Annotated in this window: 17 protein-coding genes; 16 read left to right on the plus strand and 1 reads right to left on the minus strand. The window is 72.6% G+C overall.

Annotation, left to right across the window (positions count from 1 at the left end):
- Window positions 1-146: 146 nt before the first annotated feature.
- The 7 genes from ssd to ABZ079_RS28575 all read left to right on the plus strand — a co-directional run bounded on the left by ssd (window position 147) and on the right by ABZ079_RS28575 (window position 5336).
- Entirely contained in the window at window positions 147-1253 is a 1107-nt protein-coding gene (ssd, locus tag ABZ079_RS28545; protein ID WP_356942308.1) for a septum site-determining protein Ssd, read from the plus strand.
- Window positions 1250-2449: a TadA family conjugal transfer-associated ATPase gene (locus ABZ079_RS28550; protein ID WP_356942309.1), complete on the plus strand. Its 1200-nt coding sequence runs from the start codon at window positions 1250-1252 to the stop codon at window positions 2447-2449. Before ssd ends, ABZ079_RS28550 begins: the two co-directional genes overlap by 4 nt.
- Window positions 2450-2471: 22 nt before the next feature.
- Window positions 2472-3314 (plus strand): type II secretion system F family protein, encoded by an 843-nt coding sequence (locus ABZ079_RS28555; protein ID WP_356942410.1) that lies wholly within the window; start codon window positions 2472-2474, stop codon window positions 3312-3314.
- 94 nt (window positions 3315-3408) lie between these two features.
- Window positions 3409-4188 carry a type II secretion system F family protein gene (locus tag ABZ079_RS28560; protein WP_356942310.1) on the plus strand — a complete coding sequence of 260 codons (780 nt, stop codon included), beginning with the start codon at window positions 3409-3411 and terminating at the stop codon, window positions 4186-4188.
- Window positions 4189-4263: 75 nt separating this feature from the next.
- Window positions 4264-4473, plus strand: coding sequence for a DUF4244 domain-containing protein (locus ABZ079_RS28565; RefSeq protein ID WP_356942311.1), 210 nt, complete (start codon window positions 4264-4266; stop codon window positions 4471-4473).
- A gap of 22 nt (window positions 4474-4495) precedes the next feature.
- Window positions 4496-4846, plus strand: coding sequence for a TadE family type IV pilus minor pilin (locus tag ABZ079_RS28570; protein WP_356942312.1), 351 nt, complete (start codon window positions 4496-4498; stop codon window positions 4844-4846).
- The gene (locus ABZ079_RS28575) at window positions 4833-5336 is read left to right on the plus strand and encodes an Rv3654c family TadE-like protein (protein WP_356942313.1); all 504 of its coding nucleotides are present in this window, start codon (window positions 4833-4835) and stop codon (window positions 5334-5336) included. The genes ABZ079_RS28570 and ABZ079_RS28575 overlap by 14 nt, the downstream gene beginning before the upstream one ends.
- 85 nt (window positions 5337-5421) lie before the next feature.
- Here the strand turns inward: ABZ079_RS28575 and ABZ079_RS28580 are convergent, their stop codons facing one another.
- Complete coding sequence (locus tag ABZ079_RS28580; RefSeq protein ID WP_356942314.1) at window positions 5422-7965, minus strand: DEAD/DEAH box helicase; 2544 nt, start codon at window positions 7963-7965, stop codon at window positions 5422-5424.
- Window positions 7966-8046: 81 nt separating this feature from the next.
- Here ABZ079_RS28580 and bldG point away from each other — a divergent pair, with 81 nt between their 5' ends.
- The 9 genes from bldG (at window position 8047) to ABZ079_RS28625 (ending at window position 23134) form a co-directional block, all read left to right on the plus strand.
- Window positions 8047-8388, plus strand: coding sequence for an anti-sigma factor antagonist BldG (bldG, locus tag ABZ079_RS28585; protein ID WP_356942315.1), 342 nt, complete (start codon window positions 8047-8049; stop codon window positions 8386-8388).
- A gap of 167 nt (window positions 8389-8555) precedes the next feature.
- Window positions 8556-8987, plus strand: coding sequence for an ATP-binding protein (locus ABZ079_RS28590; RefSeq protein ID WP_356942316.1), 432 nt, complete (start codon window positions 8556-8558; stop codon window positions 8985-8987).
- A gap of 293 nt (window positions 8988-9280) precedes the next feature.
- Window positions 9281-11686 (plus strand): sodium-translocating pyrophosphatase, encoded by a 2406-nt coding sequence (locus tag ABZ079_RS28595; protein WP_356942317.1) that lies wholly within the window; start codon window positions 9281-9283, stop codon window positions 11684-11686.
- Between the two features lie 196 nt (window positions 11687-11882).
- Window positions 11883-12506, plus strand: a complete 624-nt coding sequence (locus tag ABZ079_RS28600; protein WP_356942318.1) for a small secreted protein — start codon at window positions 11883-11885, stop codon at window positions 12504-12506.
- A 168-nt stretch (window positions 12507-12674) separates the two neighbouring features.
- Window positions 12675-14216 (plus strand): class I SAM-dependent methyltransferase, encoded by a 1542-nt coding sequence (locus ABZ079_RS28605; RefSeq protein ID WP_356942319.1) that lies wholly within the window; start codon window positions 12675-12677, stop codon window positions 14214-14216.
- A gap of 732 nt (window positions 14217-14948) precedes the next feature.
- Window positions 14949-15146 (plus strand): hypothetical protein, encoded by a 198-nt coding sequence (locus ABZ079_RS28610; RefSeq protein ID WP_356942320.1) that lies wholly within the window; start codon window positions 14949-14951, stop codon window positions 15144-15146.
- A gap of 268 nt (window positions 15147-15414) precedes the next feature.
- Complete coding sequence (topA, locus tag ABZ079_RS28615; RefSeq protein ID WP_356942321.1) at window positions 15415-18246, plus strand: type I DNA topoisomerase; 2832 nt, start codon at window positions 15415-15417, stop codon at window positions 18244-18246.
- A 143-nt stretch (window positions 18247-18389) separates the two neighbouring features.
- Window positions 18390-21794 (plus strand): dTMP kinase, encoded by a 3405-nt coding sequence (gene tmk / locus ABZ079_RS28620; protein WP_356942322.1) that lies wholly within the window; start codon window positions 18390-18392, stop codon window positions 21792-21794.
- A gap of 134 nt (window positions 21795-21928) precedes the next feature.
- Window positions 21929-23134 (plus strand): DNA polymerase III subunit delta', encoded by a 1206-nt coding sequence (locus ABZ079_RS28625; protein ID WP_356942323.1) that lies wholly within the window; start codon window positions 21929-21931, stop codon window positions 23132-23134.
- Window positions 23135-23175 lie beyond the last annotated feature (41 nt).

Raw genomic sequence — 23175 nt, forward strand, 5'->3', positions numbered from 1 at the left:
GAGTTCATGGCCGGTTCTGATTGCCGGAGCGCGTATGGCCGGTTCCTATCGGCCGCTCATATGGAGGCCGCTTGCCGGTTCTTCACATCTTTGGGAATCGCGTGGCCGCAGGGGTTGCGCGGAACACGCAGCGAAGGGGGAACAGCGTGACCGGAACCATCACCCACGACCCGCCGCCGGCCGGCGAAGGGCGGCCCGGACGGCCGCTCATCCTCACCGAGGACGCCGAGCTCCTGGACGATCTGCTGCGCCTGTGCGCGGCCGCCGGTGCCACACCCGAGGTCCACCACGGCGTACCGGAACACGGCGACGGCTGGGAGGCGGCCCCGCTCGTACTGGTCGGCGACGACGCCGCCCGCCGGGTCCGCGGGGCCACGCGGCGGCGCGGAGTGGTGCTGGTCGGCCGGGACCAGGACGACTCGGGGGTGTGGAAACGAGCCGTGCAGATCGGCGCCGACCACGTCCTGATGCTCCCCGACGGCGAACAGTGGCTGGTCGACCGCATCGCCGACGTGGCCGAGGGGGTCGGCCGTCCGGCCCTCACCGTCGGGGTGATCGGTGGCCGGGGCGGAGCAGGCGCGTCCACGCTCGCCTGCGCCCTCGCCGTCACCTCCGCGCGCGAGGGACTGCGCACCCTCCTCGTGGACGCCGACCCGCTCGGTGGCGGACTCGACGTACTCCTCGGCGGCGAGAGTGCCGACGGACTGCGCTGGCCCGCCTTCGCCGCCTCCCGCGGCCGGCTCGGCGGAGGCGCACTGGAGGAGTCGCTGCCGGAACTGCACGCCCTGCGCGTGCTCAGCTGGGACCGCGGCGACTGCGTCGCCATTCCGCCCCAGGCGGTGCGCGCGGTCCTCGCCGCCGCCCGGCGGCGGGGCGGCGCGGTCGTGGTCGACCTGCCCCGCCGCCTCGACGACGGCGTCGCCGAAGCCCTCGCCCAGCTCGACCTGGCCCTGCTCGTCGTCCCCGCCGAACTGCGGGCGGTCGCGGCCGCCGGACGCGTCGCGTCCGCCGTCGGGATGGTCGTACGCGATGTCCGGATCGCGGTCCGCGGACCATACGCGCCCGGCCTCGACGACCACGAGGTGGCCCGGCTGCTTGGCCTGCCGCTGGCCGGTGAGGTACCCGTCGAACCGGCACTGCTGCGCCCCCAGGGTGGCCCGAAACCACCCGCCGCGACCGGACGCGGCCCGCTCGCCCGCTTCTGTGTGCACTTCTGGGAGCGGGCCCTGGTCGAGGCGGGAGGCACCCGATGACCCTCCCCGGACTCGACCGGGCCGACGGCGCGGCCCTGCTCGACGGCGTCCGGCGCCGGCTGGCCGAGAGCGGCGCCGAACCCACCCCCGCGCACGTGGCCCAGGCGCTGCGTGAACAGGGCCGGGTGCTCGGCGACGCCGAAGTCCTGGGCACGGCGCGGCAGCTGAGGTCCGAACTCGTCGGCGCCGGCCCCCTGGAACCGCTGCTCGCCGACCCGCACGTCACCGACGTCCTGGTGTCCGCACCCGACCGGGTGTGGGTGGACCGCGGCGGCGGCCTGGAACTGACACAGGTGACCTTCCCGGACGCGGCGGCCGTACGACGCCTCGCGCAGCGGCTGGCCGCCGTGGCCGGGCGCAGGCTGGACGACGCCCGGCCCTGGGCGGACGCCCGGCTGCCCGACGGAACCCGGCTGCACGCGGTGCTGCCCCCGGTCGCCGTCGGCTGCACCTGCCTGTCACTGCGCGTGGTAAGGCCTCGGGCGTTCACGCTGGAGGAGCTGGTGGAGGCGGGCACCGTGCCGCCGGGCGGCGACCGGATCCTGCGGGCTCTGCTGGCGGCCCGGCTGTCCTTCCTCGTCAGCGGTGGCACGGGAAGCGGTAAGACGACTCTGCTCAGCGCCCTGCTGGGCCTGGTCGGACCGGGTGAACGGATCGTGCTCGCCGAGGACTCGGCCGAGCTACGACCGGATCATCCGCACCTGGTCCGGCTGGAGACCCGGCCCGCCAACCAGGAGGGTGCCGGCCTGGTCACCCTGGAGGACCTGGTCCGGCAGGCGCTGCGCATGCGGCCCGACCGGCTGGTCGTCGGAGAGGTGCGCGGACCCGAGGTCGTGCATCTGCTCGCGGCGCTCAATACCGGCCATGAGGGCGGCTGTTGCACGGTCCACGCCAACGCCGCCGCGGACGTGCCGGCCCGTCTTGAGGCGCTGGCCACGGCCGCCGGGCTCGACCGGGCGGCGCTGCACAGCCAGCTGGCGGCCGCCCTCTCCGTGGTGCTGCACCTCGTACGGGACCGGTCCGGGCGGCGCCGGATCGCCGAGGTGCATGTGCTGGAGCGGGACGCCACGGGGCTGGTGCGGACGGTGCCGGCATTGCGCTGGGGCGAGCGGGCCTTCGCGCGGGAGCGCGGCTGGGAGCGACTGGAGCAACTGCTCGGCGGCTCGGCCGGGTGCGCGAGCGAGCGGGAGAGGTGACGAAGTGATCGATGAGACGTCCATGGGGGCCGCGCTGTGCCTGGGCGCGATGGTCTGGCTGCTGGGCGGACGGCACTACGGGATGCGGCGGGCGCGGTCGCTGCTCGCGGGCGGCGGAGTGGTGGCCACCGGTCCACCCTCCTGGCAGCAGGTCCTCGGCGGACTGCGATGGCTGCGTGGCCGGGTGGGGGCCGAGTGGTGGGCGCTCATGGCCGGGCTGCTGCTCGCGCTGCTGGGTACATCGGTGATTCCGGTCGCCGCGGGGGCGGCCGGGGTGCCGGTGCTGCGCCGGGTGCGGCGAGCCCGGCGGGCCAGGCGCACCCGGGAGCAGCGGGCGGGGGCCGTGATCGCCCTGTGCGGGGCCCTCGCCGGGGAGGTGCGTGCGGGACGGCAGCCCGGTGAGGCACTGATGCGAGTCGCGCGGGACTCCGGCGGACTCGGTGACGGGCAGGCGGCCGTGGTCGCGGCCGCGCGGTTCGGCGGGGATGTGCCCGGCGCGCTCACCGCGGCGGCCCGGCAGCCGGGCGGCGAGGGCCTGCTCGGACTGGCCGCGTGCTGGCGGGTGGCCGTTGACCAGGGCGCGGGACTCGTGGCCGGCCTGGACCGGCTGGACGCGGCCCTGCGCGCCGAACGAGACCAACGCGCGGATCTGCGTGCCCAGTTGTCCGGTTCCCGGGCCACGGCGGTGCTGCTCGCCGCACTGCCCGCCTTCGGCCTGCTCCTCGGCGCGGCCATGGGCGCCGACCCGCTGCACGTGCTCCTGCACACCGGGGCCGGACTGGGGTGCCTGGTGGGTGGGGCGGCGTTCGAGGCGGCCGGGCTGTGGTGGGCGGTGCGGATCGTACGGGGAGCGGAGGCGTTGTGAGGAGGCTGGTGACGGCTGGGGTGGTGCTGCTCGGGGTGGCCGAGGCGGCCGGGATGTGCGGAATGAGCCAGATCGGGTGGGGAGGGTGGGCGGCATGAGCGGGGAAGTCGTCCACAGGCTGGGGATGGCTGGGGTCGTGGTGCTGACCCTCGGCTGGGGTGTGCAGCGATGGCAGACGGCACGCCGGCGGCGCCGGGCGCGGCGCCGGGTGGCCGAGCTGCTGGGCCTGGGAGTCCCCACGGCCAGAGCACCGTTCGAGGTCCCGGGCCTGGTACGGCGATGGCTGCCGGCCGGCGGGGCGGCCTGTGGTGCCTGGGTGCTGGTCGGCGGAGTCGGCGGGGTCCTGCTGGGGCTCGGCGTGGGCGTGGTGCTGTGGCGGTGGCGGGAGCGCCAGGCGGCAGCCGTCCGGGTGGAGGCGTTCGACACCGCCGCGGCCGCGCGCCAACTTCCGCTCGCCGCTGACCTGCTGGCGGCCTGTGTCGCGGCCGGCGCCGGCCCGGTGATCGCCGCGCAGGCGGTGGGGGAGGCCCTCGGCGGGCCCGTAGGGGAAGCGCTGGCGCGGGGTGCGGCGGAGGTACGGCTCGGTGGCGAACCGGCGGACGCCTGGCGGGGTTTGGCCGCGCTGCCCGGTGCCGGAACCCTGGCACGGCTTCTGGAGCGGACCGATGAGTCCGGGGTGCCCGCGGCCGGCCCGGTGGCCCGCCTCGCCTCGGATGCCCGTGCGGAGTGGGCTCGCGCCGCCACGGCCCGGGCGCGCCGGGCGGCCGTACTGATCTCCGCGCCGGTCGGACTGTGCTTCCTGCCCGCGTTCATCGCGATCGGCGTGCTGCCCGTCGTGATCGGACTGGCGGGCGGGGTGATGGGAGGGAGGTGAGCGGTACGAGAGCGGCTGAGCGCGGGACGTCGACCACGGAGAACGACAGCAGGCATGGACCTCATGGGGGTTGAGATGAACAGGAAGATCAAGGAAGCGGTGGTACGGCTGCGGGGGATGTGCCGCCGACGCCGTCAGGACGCCGGGATGGTGACGTCCGAGTACGCGATGGGAATCATCGCGGCCGTCGGCTTCGCGTTGCTGCTCTACGAGGTGGTCACCAGCGGCCAGGTCAGGGCGGAGCTGCAGGCCATCGTGAAGAAGGCTCTCAGTGCGCGGATGTGAGCGAGGGAGGGACCGCGGGTTCGTGACCGCGGAGGCGGCCGTGGTGCTCTCCGTGCTGGTGGCGTTCACGATGGCGCTGGTCTGGGGGCTGCTCGTGGTGGCGGCACAGATCCAGTGCGTGGACGCCGCCCGCACGGGCGCCCGGGCCGCCGCCCGCCAGGACCCGGCCGGCGCGGTTCTGACGGTGACCCGGGAGGCGGCGCCGCGCGGGGCGCGCGTGACGGTGGGGCGGCAGGGCGACCAGGTCCGGGTGACGGTGGTGGCCAGGCCGCCGATGCTCGGCGGGCTGCCTTTCGAAGTGCGTGAGGAGGCCGTGGCACTGGCCGAGGAGACGGTGGGCGCTGCGAAGGAGGAGGGCCGTGAAGGGGGGTGAGGCGCGGGGCGGGCAGCAGCACTCCGGTCGGCAGCACTCCGTCCGGGGTCACTTCCCCCAAGGGCACTCCGCTCGGAGGCGCTCCGACCGGGGGAACTCCGACCGAGGGTCGGCCACCGTCTGGAGTCTGGGGGCGATCGCCTTGCTGTGCGTGGTGTTCGGTGCCGTGCTCGCGCTGGGGCAGGCGGTCGTCGCCCGGCACCGGGCGGCCGGCGGTGCGGATCTGGCGGCGCTCGCGACGGCGGACCACTGGGCGGAGGGCGGTGCGGAGGCCTGCGTACGCGCCGAGCGGTTGGCGGTGGATCAGGGGGTACGGCTGGTGCGGTGCGCGATCGTGGGCGAGACCTCGGACGTGACCGTGGCCTCGGGAAGAGGGCCGTTCGCGGCGGAGGTGAGGGCGAGAGCGGGGCCGGCGGGCCCGGTGCCACCAGTCGTCCCGGGCGGGCCCCAGGTCCCGGTGTCGGGCAGTACCGAGCCGCCCGGTCGCTGACCGCCGAGGCCTCAGGCAGCCCGCAGTGTTGCCAGGCTCCGGTTCCTGGCAAGCCGGCCTCAGCCCCTCCGTCGGTCCCCGTCCTTCATCGGCGCCTTCCCTGGCCGGCCCCCAGCCCCTCCGTCGGCTGCTCCAGCGCCTGTTTCTCCTCCTGCCCCTCGGCATGCTCCTCCGTCTTCTCCTCCGGCGCCCCTCTCAGCAGCACCGTGAGGAGTCGTACCGCCCCCCTCTTGTGCAGCGGGTCGTTGCCGTTGCCGCACTTGGGGGACTGGATGCAGGACGGGCAGCCGGCCTCGCACTCGCAGGACGCGATGGCCTCGCGGGTGGCGGCGAGCCAGGCCCGGGCGGTGTGGAAGGCGCGCTCGGCGAAGCCCGCGCCGCCGGGGTGGCCGTCGTAGACGAAGACCGTCGGGAGGAGGGTGTCGGGGTGGAGGGGGACCGAGACTCCGCCGATGTCCCAGCGGTCGCAGGTCGCGAAGAGGGGCAGCATGCCGATCGAGGCGTGCTCGGCGGCGTGCAGGGAGCCGCCGAGGATCTCCGGGATGATCCGGGCCTCGTCCAGCTGGTCCTCGGTGACCGTCCACCACACCGCGCGTGTGCGCAGTGTACGAGGAGGGAGGTCGAGTTTCGTCTCGCCCAGCACCTCACCCGTGATCAGACGCCGGCGGAGGTAGGAGACCACCTGGTTGGTGACCTCGACGGAGCCGTAGCACAGGCGGCCGGTGCCCCACGAGATCTCGGTGTCCGTCTCCAGGATGGAGATCGAGGTGGTGTCGCGGGCGACCGTCGAGTACGGCGGGTCGGCCTGTTCGACCAGGGCGACCGAGTCCTCCAGGTCCAGGGAGCGCACCAGGTACGTGCGGCCCTGGTGCAGGTGGACGGCGCCCTCGTGGACCGTGGAGTGCGCGGCGCCCGCGTCGACCGTGCCGAGCAGGCGGCCGGTGCCGGCCTCGACGACCTGTACCGGACGGCCGCCCGCGCCGCGGATGTCGGTGAGGTCGGCGGCCCGTTCCCGGCGGGTCCAGTGCCAGGCCTTGGTCCGCCGGCGCAGCAGCTTCGCTGCCTCGAGCTGCGGAAGCACGTCCGCGCAGGCAGGGCCGAAGAGGTCCAGGTCCTCCTCGGTCAGCGGGAGTTCCGCGGCAGCGGCGCACAGGTGCGGGGCGAGGACGTACGGGTTGTCGGGGTCGAGGACCGTCGATTCCACCGGTTGGTCGAACAGTGCCTCGGGATGGTGGACGAGGAAGGTGTCCAGCGGGTCGTCCCGGGCGACGAGGACCGCGAGGGCGCCCTGTCCGGACCGGCCCGCGCGGCCCGCCTGCTGCCACAGGGAGGCGCGCGTGCCCGGGTAGCCGGCGATCACCACCGCGTCCAGGCCGGAGACGTCCACGCCCAGCTCCAGGGCGGTTGTGGCGGCGAGGCCGAGGAGTTCGCCGGAGTGCAGGGCGCGTTCCAGGGCACGGCGCTCCTCGGGGAGGTAGCCGCCGCGGTAGGCCGCGACACGCCGGACCAGGGAGCGATCGACCTCGGCCAGTTTCTCCTGGGTGATCACCGAGATCAGCTCGGCGCCGCGGCGGGACCGTACGAAGGCCACCGAGCGCACGCCCTGCACGGTGAGGTCGGTCAGCAGGTCGGCGGTCTCGGCGGTGGCGGTACGCCGTACAGGCGCGCCCCTCTCGCCGTGCAGCTCGGTGAGCGGGGGCTCCCAGAGGGCGAAGACCAGTTCCCCGCGCGGGGAGGCGTCGTCGGCGACCTCGACCACCGGCAGACCGGTCAGCCGTCGGGCGGCGGCGGCGGGCTCGGCGGCGGTCGCCGAGGCCAGCAGGAAAACGGGCGCGGATCCGTAGCGCTCGCACAGCCGGCGCAGCCGGCGCAGCACCTGGGCGACGTGCGAACCGAAGACACCCCGGTAGGTGTGGCACTCGTCGATGACGACGTACTTGAGGGATTTCAGGAAGGAGGACCAGCGGGGGTGGGAGGGGAGTATCCCGCGGTGCAGCATGTCGGGGTTGGTGAGGACGTAGTTGGCGTACTGGCGGATCCACTCCCGTTCCTCCACCGGGGTGTCGCCGTCGTACACGGCTGGGCGTATGGCGATGCCCAAAGGTTGTGAAAGTTCCTTCACCGACCTGCACTGGTCCGCCGCGAGTGCCTTGGTGGGGGCCAGATACAGGGTGGTGGCGCCGCGTCCGTTCGGGGCCTCGGAACCGTCCAGAAGGGTGGACAGGACCGGTACGAGGTAGGCGAGGGACTTGCCGGAGGCGGTGCCGGTGGCGACGACCACCGAGTCGCCGTCCAGGGCGTGCTCGGCGACCAGCGCCTGGTGGGCCCAGGGGTGCTCGATGCCGCACGCCTGAACAGCCGCGATCACCTCCGAGCGAATCCGGTCGGGCCAGACGGCATGCCGACCCGCGCGCGGGGGCAAGTGCTCCGTATGAGTGATGCGCACAGACCGGCTCGGCCCGGAGGCGAGTCGGTCCAGGATCGTGCCCGCGGACGGGCGGGACGCCGGGTCCACCAGGGATCGTTCGGATCGGTGATTCTTGGCCATCGGCACCGAGTGTGTCACTGGAGTGACGGACAATGGAGCCAAGGCGTCGTGCACGCCTGCCGGTAAGTGATTGAATGCCATCGCGGCTGGCGTTGCGTCCCGAGGGCCGCAAGCTGAGGTGCCCGAGGGGCGACCGCTCGATAGCAAGGTGCTGGAGGATCCGTGGACCTGTCCCTGTCGACCCGTACCGTCGGCGATCGTACGGTCGTCGAGGGCGGTGGCGAAATCGATGTATACACCGCGCCCAAGCTGCGCGAGCAGCTGGTCGAGTTGGTGAACGACGGCAATTTCCATCTCGTCGTCGACATGGAGGGCGTGGATTTCCTCGACTCCACCGGACTCGGCGTGCTGGTCGGCGGCCTGAAGCGAGTGCGCGCCCACGAGGGCTCGCTGCGCCTGGTCTGCAACCAGGAGCGCATTCTCAAGATCTTCCGCATCACCGGCCTCACCAAGGTGTTCCCGATCCACACCTCGGTCGAGGAAGCGGTGGCGGCCACCGACTGACCCCGGACCGCTCGCCGGCGTCGGGCTCCTGTCGGGGCCCGGACGCCGGCTGGTCCCGTCCTGGGCCGATGCAGACGAAGCGGCCCGGGCAGAGAAGTACACCAGGGGTGCGGGCGCTCGGCGGCCCCGCCCGCCCGACCGCCCGCCCGTAGTCGCGAGGGGGATGCATGGCCATCGTCGAACTCCGCTTCAGCGCGCTGCCCGAGCACGTCCGGACCGCCCGGCTGGTGGCGGCAGCGGTGGCACGCAGGGCCGGAGTGGACGAGGCCGTTCTCGACGAGGTCCGCCTCGCCGTGGGCGAGGCCTGCTCCCGTGCCGTCGGTCTCCATCTGAGCAGCGGCATCACGGCGCCTGTGAAGGTGGCGCTGATCGAGGACGAGAAACAGTTCTCCATCGAGGTCGGCGACGAGGCCCCGCACGCCACTCCGGGCGGCGACACGCCCGGCGCCCAGCAGAACGAGGCGGAGATCGAGGAGGACGAGATGGGCCTCGCGGTCATCAGCGGCCTCGTCGACGATGTGGAGGTCACCACCGGCCGGAACGGTGGCCTGATCCGCATGACCTGGCCGACCGCACCGCCGACCGCGGCGGTTCTCTGAGTCGTCACGCAACCTCATCAGGGCCCTGCTGAGCAGGGCCCTTGTCGTATTTCCGGCACCCTGCGGAATTCGTGAAGGAATTCACGATCAATACCCCGATAATTCGATCAAGCGTCAATGTGGCCGTCAATGGTTTTAGGGCATTACCTCTTCCGGGTTCGATGGCGTGACCTCGATCGTTCGCTGAAGAGCGCGAGAAGGCCAATTCCGTTTACCGTCCCCTGTTTAGATCACTCGCGGGTACCTACAATCCGTCCACATCTTGAGCTCAGCCCAAGCGTCAAGGAGGACGAATGGCGGGGCTTTCTACCCCTCATCAGTTGGGTCATCCCACAACTCTCGCAGCCGCGGTCCTGACCGAAGACAACCGGATCCTCGTGACCGTCATCGCGGCGGTCGCCCTGGCCGCGCTGGTGGTCGCGGGAATCCTGGTGCGTCAGGTACTCGCGGCGGGCGAGGGCACCGAGAGCATGAAACGGATCGCGGAGGCGGTCCAGGAAGGTGCCAAGGCGTATCTCGCCCGGCAGCTGCGCACACTCGGCGTATTCGCCGTCGTCGTCTTCTTCCTGCTCATGCTGCTGCCCGCGGACGGCTGGAATCAGCGTGCCGGCCGCTCGGTGTTCTTCCTGATCGGAGCCGCGTTCTCGGCGGCCACCGGCTATATCGGCATGTGGCTCGCCGTGCGCACCAATGTGCGCGTCGCCGCCGCGGCCCGGGAAGCCACTCCGGCCGTAGGCGAACCCGAAAAGGATCTCACCACCGTCTCGCACACCGCGATGAAGATCGCATTTCGCACGGGCGGCGTCGTCGGCATGTTCACGGTGGGGCTCGGCCTGCTGGGCGCCTCCTGTGTGGTGCTGGTGTACGCGGCCGACGCGCCGAAGGTGCTGGAGGGCTTCGGCCTCGGCGCCGCCCTGATCGCGATGTTCATGCGTGTGGGCGGCGGCATCTTCACCAAGGCCGCCGACGTCGGCGCCGACCTGGTCGGCAAGGTCGAGCAGGGCATTCCGGAGGACGACCCGCGCAATGCCGCGACCATCGCCGACAACGTGGGCGACAACGTCGGCGACTGTGCGGGCATGGCGGCCGACCTGTTCGAGTCGTACGCCGTCACCCTGGTGGCCGCGCTCATCCTCGGCAAGGCCGCCTTCGGCGACGCCGGTCTCGCCTTCCCGCTGCTGGTGCCCGCCATCGGGGTGATCACCGCGATGATCGGCATCTTCGCGGTGGCCCCGCGGCGCGCCGACCGCAGCGGCATGACGGCGATCAACCGCGGCTTCTTCATCTCCGCGGTGATCTCCCTCGCGCTGGTCGCGGTCGCGGTCTTCGTCTATCTGCCGGCGAAGTACTCCGACCTCAACGGCGTCACCGATGCCGCGATCAGGGGCAAGGACGGCGACCCGCGGATCCTCGCGCTGGTCGCGGTGGCCATCGGCATCCTGCTCGCCGCCGTCATCCAGCAACTGACCGGCTACTTCACCGAGACCAACCGTCGCCCGGTCCGGGACATCGGCAAGACCTCCCTCACGGGCCCGGCCACCGTCGTCCTCTCCGGCATCTCGGTGGGCCTGGAATCGGCCGTCTACACCGCGCTGCTCATCGGGCTCGGCGTGTACGGGGCGTTCCTGCTCGGCGGTACGTCGATCATGCTGGCGCTGTTCGCGGTTGCCCTGGCCGGCACCGGCCTGCTCACCACGGTCGGTGTGATCGTCGCCATGGACACCTTCGGGCCGGTCTCCGACAACGCGCAGGGCATCGCCGAGATGTCCGGTGACGTCCAGGGCGCGGGCGCGCAGGTGCTCACCAACCTGGACGCGGTCGGCAACACCACCAAGGCCATCACCAAGGGCATCGCCATCGCCACCGCCGTCCTCGCCGCGTCGGCGCTGTTCGGGTCGTACCGCGACGCGATCACCACCAACGTGCAGGACGTCGGGGTGAAGCTCAGCGGGCCCGGCTCTCCGCTGAGCCTGTCCCTGGACATCTCGCAGCCCAACAACCTCGTCGGCCTCATCGCGGGCGCCGCGGTCGTCTTCCTCTTCTCCGGGCTGGCCATCAACGCCGTGTCACGATCGGCCGGCTCGGTGGTGTTCGAGGTGCGGCGGCAGTTCCGCGAGCACCCCGGGATCATGGACTACACCGAGAAGCCCGAGTACGGGCGCGTCGTCGACATCTGCACCAAGGACGCCCTGCGGGAGCTGGCCACGCCCGGTCTGCTCGCCGTCATGGCGCCGATCTTCATCGGGTTCACGCTCGGTGTCGGCGCGCTCGGCTCCTACCTCGCCGGTGCGATCGGTGCGGGCACGCTCATGGCGGTGTTCCTCGCCAACTCGGGCGGTGCCTGGGACAACGCCAAGAAGCTCGTGGAGGACGGCCACCACGGCGGCAAGGGCAGTGAGGCCCACGCGGCCACGGTGATCGGCGACACCGTCGGCGACCCCTTCAAGGACACCGCCGGACCGGCGATCAACCCGCTGCTGAAGGTCATGAATCTGGTGTCGCTGCTCATCGCGCCCGCGGTGATCAAGTTTTCCTACGGTGACGACAAGAACCTCGGCGTACGGATCGGGATCGCGACCTTCGCACTTCTGGTGATCGTGGTCGCCGTGTACATCTCCAAGCGGCGCGGGATCGCCGTCGGCGACGACGAGAGCGCCCCGCGGGTCGCCAACTCGCCGGATACGGCGGTGGTGTCGTAGGCCACAGCGAGAAGGCCTGCTCAACGGGCGGGCGGACGGCGCGCGCTGACGTGCCGCCCGCCCGCTTCCTTGTGAGGGCTCACCCACGTCGTGAGCCTTCTCTCCCATGGTGCGAAGAGTCACAAAGAATGACTTGTGAGTCATTCGGGTGGTGGAGGGAGGCCGGCCGCCGTGTAGATTCCGGGGGCCGAGAGCCATGGAAGGGACCAATCCGGTGAACAAGAAGCTCGCGGCCGCACTGTCCGGCGGTGCGGTACTGGTAGTGGCGCTGTCGGGATGCACCAGCAGCGGTGACAAGGGGCCCGACCCCAAGCTGGAGGCCTGGGCCAAGTCGGTGTGCGACGCGGTGCCCGCGCAGGACGCGAAGATCAAGGCGGCGAACGCGGCGATCAGCACGACGGCCGCCGACACCGCCAAGCCCGAGACCCTCCAGAAGACGGACTCGCAGGCCTTCCAGGACATGGCCGACGGCTACAAGGCGATCGCCGCCGCCATCAGCGACGCCGGTGTGCCTCCCGGGGTGGACGGCGGTGCCAAGCGGCAGCAGGACGTGGTGAAGAACCTCAACGGCCTCGCCGCCTCCTACGCCGGCCTGAAGAAGCAGGTCGACGCGTTGAACACGAAGAATCAGGGCAAGTTCGCCTCGGGGCTGCACGACATCGCCGTGCAGATGACGGAGCTGGAGAAGCAGCACAAGAGCGGCACCGAGGCGCTGAAGAACCTGCAGCAGGGCGAGGTCAAGGACGCGATCGCCCAGCAGGCCAGCTGCAAGAAGGTCGCCGCGTCGGCTTCGTCTCCGACGGGTTCGACGGCCGGCTGAGACCGGTAGCGGGCCGGGGCCCGGCGGCCTCCGCCCGTAGGTGCCGGGGCCGGTCGCGGAACGGCTCGGTGCCCCTGTCCGCGGGGCGTGCCGAGGCGTCTGCGGGACGGTCCCGAAGTCCTGTCCGGGGCGCGCTGAGGCCACCTCTCGTGGGTCGTACGGGCCACAATGGGGGGCGTGACTGACTCCGGACCCGCCCCCCTGCCCGCTTCCGACCGGCCCGAGACCGCAGGGCGTCTGCGGGACGCGCTGCTGGCCGCCTCCTTCACCGCCGACGGGCTGCTCGAGCTGCTCGGAGCCCCCGCGTACGCGGCGCTGGCCCGCAGCGAGACCGTGCCCGCCCTGCGGGCGACCCGTGGCGACACGCCGCTGGAGACGCTCGTGCGGCTGTTCCTGCTCCAGCAACCGGTGCCCCACGCGCGCGTGGCGGCCGTGCTGCCGGTCGAGGAGGCCCTGGCGGCCGGCTGGCTCACGCGCGTGGGCGGCGACGAGGTGGCCGCGACCGTGGATGTACGGCCCTACGGCGGACCGGGCGGCGAGGACTGGTTCATCGTCTCCGACCTCGGCTGCGCGGTCGGTGGCGCGGGCGGCATCGGACAGCAGGGCCGTCAGGCGGACACAGCGGTCGTCCTCGGCGTCGGCGGCGCCTCCACGACCCTCGCCGGCATTACCGTCCGTACGCCCGTCGACTCCGCCCTGGACCTCGGCACCGGCTCCGGCATCCAGGCGCTGCACGCCGCCCAGCACGCCACGCGCGTGACGGCGACCGACCTCAACCCGCGCGCGCTGCACATCACCGCGCTCACGCTCGCGCTCTCCGGCGCGCCCGCACCGGACCTGCGCGAGGGCTCGCTGTTCGAGCCGGTCGCGGACGACGAGACGTTCGACCTCATCGTGTCCAACCCGCCCTTCGTGATCTCTCCGGGCGCCCGGCTGACCTACCGGGACGGTGGCATGGGCGGGGACGATCTGTGCCGCTCGCTCGTTCAGCAGGCGGGGGAACGGCTGAACGAGGGCGGATTCGCGCAGTTCCTCGCCAACTGGCAGCACGTGGCGGGGGAGGACTGGCAGGACAGACTCAGGTCGTGGGTGCCGCGCGGGTGCGATGCCTGGATCGTGCAGCGCGAGGTACAGGACGTCACGCAGTACGCCGAGCTGTGGCTGAGGGACGCCGGCGACCACCGCGGGGATCCGGCGGAGTACCAGGCGCGCTACGACGCCTGGCTCGACGAGTTCGAGGCACGCAAGGTCAAGGCGGTCGGCTTCGGCTGGATCACCCTGCGCAGGACCGGGTCCGACGAACCCACCGTCACCGTGGAGGAGTGGCCGCACCCGGTCGAGCAGCCCCTCGGGGAGACGATCCGGGCCCATTTCGCGCGCCTCGACTATCTCCGGGAGCACGACGACGCGGCGCTGCTGGACAGCCACTTCAAGCTCGCTGGCGAAGTGGTCCAGGAGCAGGTCGGGCTGCCCGGCGCCGAGGACCCGGAGCACGTGGTGCTGCGCCAGCACCGAGGGATGCGCCGGGCCACCAAGGTGGACACCGTCGGCGCAGGGTTCGCGGGTGTCTGCGACGGCACGCTGAGCGCGGGCCTGATCCTGGACGCCATCGCGCAACTCATGGGCGAGGACCCGGTGGTGCTGCGCGATCAGACGCCCGCACAGATCCGCCTGCTGGTGGAGCAGGGCTTCCTGGAGCCGGTGCGCTGAGCCCGGGGGTACGGCCCCGTGCAGGTGCCGTACCCCCGGGTAGACGTGCCGTCGTAGCGCGCTCGGATCGTCCGACGGCCGCGTCCGATCCTCGTCGTATCCCGGTGGCACGGGCTGGGGTGCACACAGGAAGCACATCCGTGGGAAAAGTAGCCAGGCGAGTGCCAGGCCGAGGGCGCCGGCCCAGAGCGCGGCGCGGAGCGAGAGGGTTCGCCGAGCAGGCCGGCCAGGGCGGTGCCGGCGGCGAGGGAGCCGGTCAGGACCAGGCGCCGGGCGGCGTTCATCCGGCCGGGCAACCGGTCGGGGGTGCGCTCTGCCGGAAGCTGACCTTGAGGGCGCTGTCCACGCCGACTTTGCCGAGGTCTGCTGGCCGCTCCGCACCGCAGCTGACGCAGCGCCCAGCTCGGAGGGCCGCGCCCCGGCCCACTGGCATGAACAGCAGTCCTCATCAGCCCGTGCCGTGTGGTCCGCCCCGCCGCTGACCGGCCCTTGCGAACCGCACCGGAAACCGCGGCGTCCGAGATGGCGACTCGGGTGATGAGGTGCCCACTGGAGCGCGCAGTCGAAAAAGGCCGGAAAAATACGGGTGCCGAGCCCGAGCCGACCCTGTTCGAGTAAGTGTTCGATGTTGCGTCGACCTCCCGTTCACCCCGAGGTCGCCCCCCGGTCTCCCGCGTGTGCCACTCTCCCGGCGCTGGGCGGAGCCGGACGGGACGGAAGGGCGGGTCGGGGATGGAGAGCACACCGGCGATCTTCGCGGCAGTGGTGTTCGCCCTGTTCGGGGGCGCCGTGCTCGCGTGGACCGGGGTCCGTCTGCGGCGCCGCGAGCCGGTGGCCGCAGGTGTGAGCCGGGTCGCATCGGCCACCCTCGCCGGCACGGCCGGGACCGTCGCGCTGGCCCTCGCCGTGTACTGCCTGACCTGCCTCTGACGTCGGTGGGCGTGCGGCCGTGACCGTGCTGCGGAGTACAGGGAGCGTCACCCTCCGGACAGGGGCGGCGAGGTCGCCGGGCACTCCGGGCGGCAGGAATGGCGGTAGTCGGGTTACCGTTCGAGTGGCCGTTGTGGGCTTTTCCCGTTTGACACCGGGGCGGGATGTACCGTCACACTCCGCAGCGTCACACGAGCCAGAAGTACGCCGCGACCCCGGGACGAAGGCCCTGGGGAGGCCCCAGCGTCGACCGGAGAGAAGAGCCAAGTTGTCCCCGACCAGCGAGACCGCACAGGGCGGCCGCCGACTCGTCATCGTCGAGTCGCCTGCCAAGGCGAAGACGATCAAGGGCTATCTCGGCCCCGGCTACGTAGTCGAAGCGAGCGTCGGGCACATCCGCGACCTTCCCAACGGCGCCGCAGAGGTGCCCGAGAAGTACACCGGCGAGGTCCGCCGCCTCGGTGTGGACGTCGAACACGACTTCCAGCCGATCTATGTGGTCAACGCCGACAAGAAGGCGCAGGTCAAGAAGCTCAAGGATCTGCTGAAGGACTCCGACGAGCTGTTCCTCGCCACCGATGAGGACCGGGAGGGCGAGGCGATCGCCTGGCACCTCCAGGAGGTCCTCAAGCCGAAGATCCCCGTCAAGCGGATGGTCTTCCACGAGATCACCAAGGACGCGATCCGCGAGGCCGTCGCCAACCCGCGCCAGCTCAACCAGAAGCTGGTCGACGCCCAGGAGACCCGCCGTATCCTCGACCGCCTCTACGGCTACGAGGTCTCGCCGGTCCTGTGGAAGAAGGTCATGCCGCGCCTGTCGGCCGGCCGCGTCCAGTCCGTCGCCACCCGGCTCGTCGTGGAGCGGGAACGCGAGCGCATCGCTTTTCGGTCTGCTGAGTACTGGGACCTGACGGGCACCTTCGCGACCGGCCGCGCGGGGGATCCGTCGGACCCGTCGTCGCTGGTCGCCCGCCTGCAGACCGTCGACGGCAGGCGGGTCGCGCAGGGCCGCGACTTCGACTCCCTGGGACAGCTCAAGAGCGCGAACACCCTCCACCTCGACGAGGCGAACGCCCGCGCCCTCGCCGCCGCCCTGGAGAACACCCGCTTCTCCGTGCGCTCGGTCGAGTCCAAGCCGTACCGCCGCTCGCCGTACGCCCCGTTCCGCACGACGACGCTGCAGCAGGAGGCCAGCCGCAAGCTCGGCTTCGGCGCGAAGGCGACCATGCAGGTCGCGCAGAAGCTGTACGAGAACGGCTACATCACGTACATGCGTACGGACTCCACGACGCTGAGCGACACCGCGATCGCGGCCGCCCGCGCCCAGGTCACGCAGCTGTACGGCGCCGACTACCTGCCCCCGCAGCCGCGCACCTACGCCGCGAAGGTGAAGAACGCGCAGGAGGCGCACGAGGCGATCCGCCCCTCGGGTGATCGTTTCCGCACCCCTGCCGAGACCGGTCTGACCGGAGACCAGTTCAAGCTCTACGAGCTGATCTGGAAGCGGACCGTCGCCTCCCAGATGAAGGACGCGACCGGCGACAGCGTCACCGTGAAGATCGGCGGCACCGCCGCCGACGGCCGGGACGTCGAGTTCAGCGCCTCCGGCAAGACGATCACCTTCCACGGCTTCCTGAAGGCCTATGTGGAGGGTGCCGACGACCCGAACGCCGAGCTGGACGACCGCGAGCGCCGGCTGCCGCAGGTCAACGAGGGCGACCCGCTGTCCGCCGAGCAGATCACGGTCGACGGCCACGCCACCAAGCCTCCGGCCCGCTACACCGAGGCCTCCCTGGTCAAGGAGCTGGAAGAGCGCGAGATCGGCCGTCCGTCGACGTACGCGTCGATCATCGGCACGATCCTCGACCGCGGCTACGTCTTCAAGAAGGGCACGGCCCTGGTGCCGTCCTTCCTGTCCTTCGCCGTGGTCAACCTCCTGGAGAAGCACTTCGGGCGGCTCGTCGACTACGACTTCACCGCCAAGATGGAGGACGACCTCGACCGCATCGCCCGCGGCGAGGCCAAGGCCGTGCCGTGGCTGAAGCGCTTCTACTTCGGCGAGGGCACTGTCGCCGCCTCCGCCGCGGACGCCGGTAACGGCGACGGAGACCACCTCGGCGGCCTCAAGGAGCTGGTGACCGACCTGGGCGCGATCGACGCGCGCGAGGTGTCGTCGTTCCCGGTGGGCAACGAGATCGTGCTCCGCGTCGGCCGCTACGGCCCGTACATCGAGCGCGGCGAGAAGGACACCGAGCAGCACCAGCGCGCCGACATCCCGGACGACCTGGCGCCGGACGAGCTGACCGTCGAGCTGGCCGAGGAGCTGCTGGCCAAGCCGAGCGGAGACTTCGAGCTGGGCACCGACCCGGCCACCGGTCACCAGATCGTCGCCAAGGACGGCCGCTACGGCCCGTACGTCACGGAGATCCTTCCCGAGGGCACCCCGAAGACCGGCAAGAACGCGGTCAAGCCGCGCACGGCCTCCCTCTTCAAGTCCATGTCGCTGGACACGGTGACCCTCGAGGACGCGCTGAAACTGATGTCGCTGCCGCGCGTCGTCGGCACCGACGCCGACGGTGTGGAGATCACCGCGCAGAACGGCCGCTACGGCCCGTACCTGAAGAAGGGCACGGACTCGCGCTCGCTGCAGGCCGAGGACCAGATCTTCACGATCACGCTGGAAGAGGCGCAGGCCATCTACGCCCAGCCGAAGCAGCGCGGTCGCGCGGCCGCCAAGCCGCCGCTGAAGGAGCTGGGCGAGGACCCGGTCTCCGGCAAGCCGGTCGTGGTCAAGGACGGCCGCTTCGGACCGTACGTCACCGACGGCGAGACCAACGCGACCCTGCGTTCCGGTGACAGCGTGGAGACGATCACCCCGGAGCGCGGCTTCGAGCTGCTCGCCGAGAAGCGCGCGAAGGTGCCCGCGAAGAAGACCGCGAAGAAGGCGGCGGCCAAGAAGACCGCCCCGGCGAAGAAGACCGCCGCCAAGAAGACGGCGGCGAAGAAGACGACGGCCGCCGCGAAGAAGACGACCGCCAAGAAGACCACCACGAGGAAGGCGACGGCTTCGAAGGCGACGGCTTCCGGCACGGAGGACTGAGCAGCGGACTGACGCCCCGCCGGGTGGGAGGAACCTGCCGCCCGGCTCGCGAAACGAACGCCCCGGCATCTCTTTGGTGTCGGGGCGCGCGCACGTGCGGACAGGCGAGGTGTGGTGTCGGTGGCTGCGGATAGGCTGAACGCATGACGCGAGCCGAGCAGCCAACGGCCCCCACCACCGCACCGGACGACGCCCTGGTCGCGGACTCCCGCGAGCGCGCCGTCCGTTCCCTGCTGCGCCGACCGCAGCTGCGGCGCCTCTGGAGCGCGCAGCTGGTGAGCGGGGTCGGTGACACCCTCGCCCTCCTCGTCCTGGTCGTCCTCGCCCTCCAGGCGGCGATCACCGGGGGCACGTTCGGCGGCGGCTACCGGGGCGTGGCGTTCGCAGTGGCGACGGTCTTCGCGGCGCGAGTACTCGCCGTGTTGCTCTTCGGCGCGGTCCTCCTCGGCCCACTCACCGCCCTCACCTCCCAGGAGGGCCCGCTCGACCGCCGCTGGACCATGGTCGGCGCCGACGGCCTGCGCGCCGCGCTGCTGATCGTGGCGCCCCTGTGGATCGACTGGACCCCGGACAACGCGCTCGCCCTCCTACTGGTCACCGCCTTCGTCACCGGAGTCGCCGAGCGGCTGTGGACGGTGTGCCGGGAGAGCGCGGCCCCCGCCCTGCTGCCCGCCCCTCCCCCGGAGGGTGCCACCGTACGGCCGCTGCCGGATCACCTGGACGCCCTGCGCCGCCTCGCGCTGCGCACCAGCTTCCTGGCGATCCCGCTGGCCGCCGCCGCCCTGGTCATGGCCGCCCTGCTCAACAACCTGCTGGGCACCGGCGTGGCCTGGTTCGACCAGCACCAGGTGGCCCTCGGGTCGTATGTGGCGGCGGGTCTGTTCGCCGCCTCCCTGTCCGTGCTGACCTACCTGGAACTGCCCGGCACGCGCACCCCGCGTCCGCGGTCCCCGCTGGAGGGCCTGCGCCGCCCGCGCACCGGAACCGGGGTCGACAAGGGCCGTACGGGTGCCGTCCCGCTGCTCGTCCCGGCCTGCGCCGCGGTCGCCGGGGCCATCGCCGCCGCCGTCGCGGTGTGCGTGCTGCACGCCAAGGACCTGGGCGGCGGCCCGGTGCTCTACGGTCTGCTGGTGCTGGGCCTGACCGGCGGTGTCGCCGTCGGGATCCGCACGGCCCCCGCGCTGCTGCCCTCGCTCTCGCGCCGCCGGCTTCTGGCTCTCGCGATCGCCTTCACCGGCATCGCCCTGCTCGCCGCCGGACTCGTCCCGGACGTCACCACGGTGCTGCTGATCGTCACGCTGGCCGGCGCCGGCGCGGGCGTGGCGGCCCACACGGGACACGCCCTGCTCGACCAGGAGACCGAGGAGTACCGCCGGGCACGCACCACCGAGCACCTGCACGCGGTCGTCCGGGTCTTCATAGCGCTCGGCGCCCTCATCGCGCCCCTGGTCGCGGCGCTGATCGGCCCGCACCGGCTGGAGAACGGCAAGTTCGTCTTCGCGCACGGCGGCGCGGCCTTCACGCTGATGCTGGTCGGCGCGCTGCTGCTGCCGGTGGCCGCGCTGGTGCTCGCCAAGGTCGACGACCGCTCCGGCGTGCCGCTGCGCCAGGACCTGAAGGACGCCCTGCTCGGTGGCGACGACCCGGTCACGGCCCCGGCGGCCAACGGCTTCTTCATCGCCCTGGAGGGCGGTGACGGCGCCGGCAAGTCCACCCAGGCCGAGGCCCTCGCCGAGTGGATCCGCGCCAAGGGCCACGAGGTCGTACTCACCCGCGAACCGGGGGCCACCCCGGTCGGCAAGCGGCTGCGCTCGATCCTGCTCGACGTGTCCTCGGCGGGCCTGTCCCACCGCGCGGAGGCGCTGCTGTACGCCGCGGACCGCGCCGAGCACGTCGACACCGTCGTACGCCCCGCCCTGGAGCGCGGCGCGGTCGTCATCTCCGACCGCTACATCGACTCCTCCGTGGCCTACCAGGGCGCCGGCCGCGACCTCTCCCCGACCGAGATCGCCCGGATCAACCGCTGGGCGACCAACGGGCTCGTCCCGCACCTCACCGTCCTGCTGGACGTCTCCCCGGAGACCGCCCGCGAGCGGTTCACCGAGGCGCCGGACCGGCTGGAGTCCGAGCCGGCGGAGTTCCACGCGCGCGTGCGGGCCGGTTTCCTCACGCTGGCCGCTTCCGACCCCGGCCGCTACCTCGTCGTGGACGCCGGGCAGGAGCCCGAGGCCGTCACCACCGTGATCCGGCGCCGGCTCGACACCGTGCTGCCGCTGTCCGAGGCCGAGATCAAGGCCCAGGAGGAGGCACGGAAGAAGGCCGAGGAGGAGGCCCGCCGGAAGGCCGAGGAGGAGGCCGCCCGCAAGGCCGAGGAAGAGCGCCTGGAGCGTGAGCGCCAGGAGCAGCTCGCCAAGCTGCGCGCCGAGGAGGAGGAGCGCAAGCGCCGCGAGCTGGAGGAGGCGCAGCGCCGCGAGGCCGAGCGGCAGGCGGAGGAGGCCCGGCAGCGGGCCGAGGAAGCGGCCCGGCGCGCGGAGGAGGAGCGGCAGCGGCTGCTCGCCGAGGAGAAGGCCCGCGCCGAGAAGGAGGCCCGCCGCAAGGCCGAGGAGGAGCGGCGGCGCCGGCAGGCAGAGGAAGAGGCCCGCCTGCGCGCCGAGGAGGAGGCCCGGCAGGCCCGGCTGCGCGCCGAGGAGGAGGCGCGGCGCCTGGAGAAGCAGCGCAAGGCCGAGGAGGCGTTGCTGCGTGCCGAGGAGGCCCGCCGGCAGGCGGCCGAGGCCGCGGCGGCGGCCGACGCGGCGGCCCGCAGGCCCAGCACACCTCTGCCGACCACGCCGGGCGTGGCTCCCCACGCGACGCCGGCGGCGTCGCCGGGTGCCCGTGGTGCCGAGGAGACGGCCCCGACACCGGTGGTCTCACCCGGCACGCCCGAGGCGGGCACGCGCGCCGGGGGGAGGCCGGAGGCGGGCCGGCCGGAACCGGGCGCCGACGACACGACGGTGCTGCGTCCGGTGCGCGCGGAGCGCGGTGGCTCCGCCGAGGACGTGCACGGTGTCCCCGCCGACTCCGAGGTGACCGCCGAGCTGCCGCAACTGCCGGTCGCCTCCGGCGCCGCGGACGAGACGGCGGTGCTGCGGCCGGTGGTTCCGGGTGCGGCGGACGAGACGGCGGTGCTGCCGCCGGTGACTCCGGCAGGCGCGGCGGACGAGACGGCCGTACTGCCGCCGGTGACCCCGGGCGCGGCCGACGAGACGGCCGTACTGCCGCCCGTACGGGATGACGCCCCGACGGACCGGGTGCCGCCCGGCTTCTTCCGGGACGAGCGGCCCACCGCCGGTCCCGACGGCTCCGAAGGGCATACGCGCGAGATGCCCCGGATCGAGGCCGACGGCACGCCCCGCCGCCGGCCGCGCCCCGACTGGGCCGAGGAGACCCCGCTGGACGACCTGCCGACTCTGGCGGACGAACTGCTGGGGTCGTACGACGGGCAGGACTCCGGCGACCGCGACGAGGAACAGGGCCGCAGGGGCCGTGGGCGGGGTCGGCGCGGCTGAGAGCCGTTCCTGCTCAGGGCGTCAGGCAGTGCCCGAGGCACGGCCACCGGAACCTGAGTGTCACCATCAATGTCAGTGCCCACCCGCACAATGGATTCCGGAACGTGGAGTGTGACGGAAGGGCGGCGTGACCCGTGACCGTGTGGGACGACCTCGTCGGGCAGGAGAAGGTGAGCGCGGTGCTCGGCGCCGCCGCGCGGGACGCTGACGCCCTCGTCACCGCCGCCACGGCCGACGAGCCGCCGCCCGAGGCGTCGAAGATGACGCACGCCTGGCTGTTCACTGGCCCGCCCGGGGCAGGCCGGAACCAGGCGGCCAGAGCCTTCGCCGCGGCCCTGCAGTGCGTGAGCCCGGACCGCGCTCTCGGCGGTTCTCCCGGCTGTGGCTTCTGCGACGGCTGCCACACCGCGCTGCTCGGCACGCACGCGGACGTCAACACGGTCGCCGCGGTGGGCTCCGAGATCCTGGTGAAGGACATGCGGGACACGGTCCGCAAGTCGTTCACCTCCCCGGCGAACGGCCGCTGGCAGATCATCCTGGTCGAGGACGCCGAGCGGCTGAACGAGAAGTCGGCCAACGCGGTCCTCAAGGCCGTCGAGGAGCCGGCCCCGCGCACGGTCTGGCTGCTGTGCGCCCCCTCCATCGAGGATGTCCTGCCGACGATCCGCTCCCGCTGCCGCCACCTGAATCTGCGTACACCCTCCGTCGACGCCGTCGCCGACATGCTCGTACGCCGTGACGGCATCGAACCGGAGATCGCGGCGGCGGTCGCCCGCGCCACCCAGGGCCACGTCGACCGGGCCCGGCGCCTGGCCACCGACCCGGCGGCCCGCGAGCGCCGCGCCGCCGTGCTCAAGCTCCCGCTGCGCCTGGACGAGGTCGGCGCCTGTCTCAAGGCGGCCCAGGAACTGGTCGACGCGGCCGCCGAGGACGCCAAGCAGCTCGCCGAAGAGATGGACGGCAAGGAGACCGAGGAGCTGAAGGCGGCACTGGGCGCGGTGCAGGGGGGCCGGCTGCCGCGCGGCACGGCAGGTGTGATGAAGGACCTCGAGGACATGCAGAAGCGCCGCAGAACCCGCACGCAGCGCGACAGCCTCGACGTCGCCCTCGGCGACCTCACCGCCTTCTACCGCGACGTCCTCGCCCTCCAGCTCGGCTCCCGAGTGGCGATCGCCAACGCCGACGCCGAGGACGCCCTGCAGCGGCTGGCCCGCGGCAGCGCCCCGGAGTCCACGCTCCGCCGCATCGAGGCGGTCGCCGCCTGCCGCGAAGCCCTGGACCGCAATGTGGCCCCGCTGCTCGCGGTGGAGGCGATGACGATGGCCCTGCGGGCGGGATGACGACCTGGGCGGGCCACGGGCCGGCGGATACGCTCCGGCCG

Source organism: Streptomyces sp. NPDC006314, assembly GCF_040613075.1.
GTDB lineage: Bacteria > Actinomycetota > Actinomycetes > Streptomycetales > Streptomycetaceae > Streptomyces.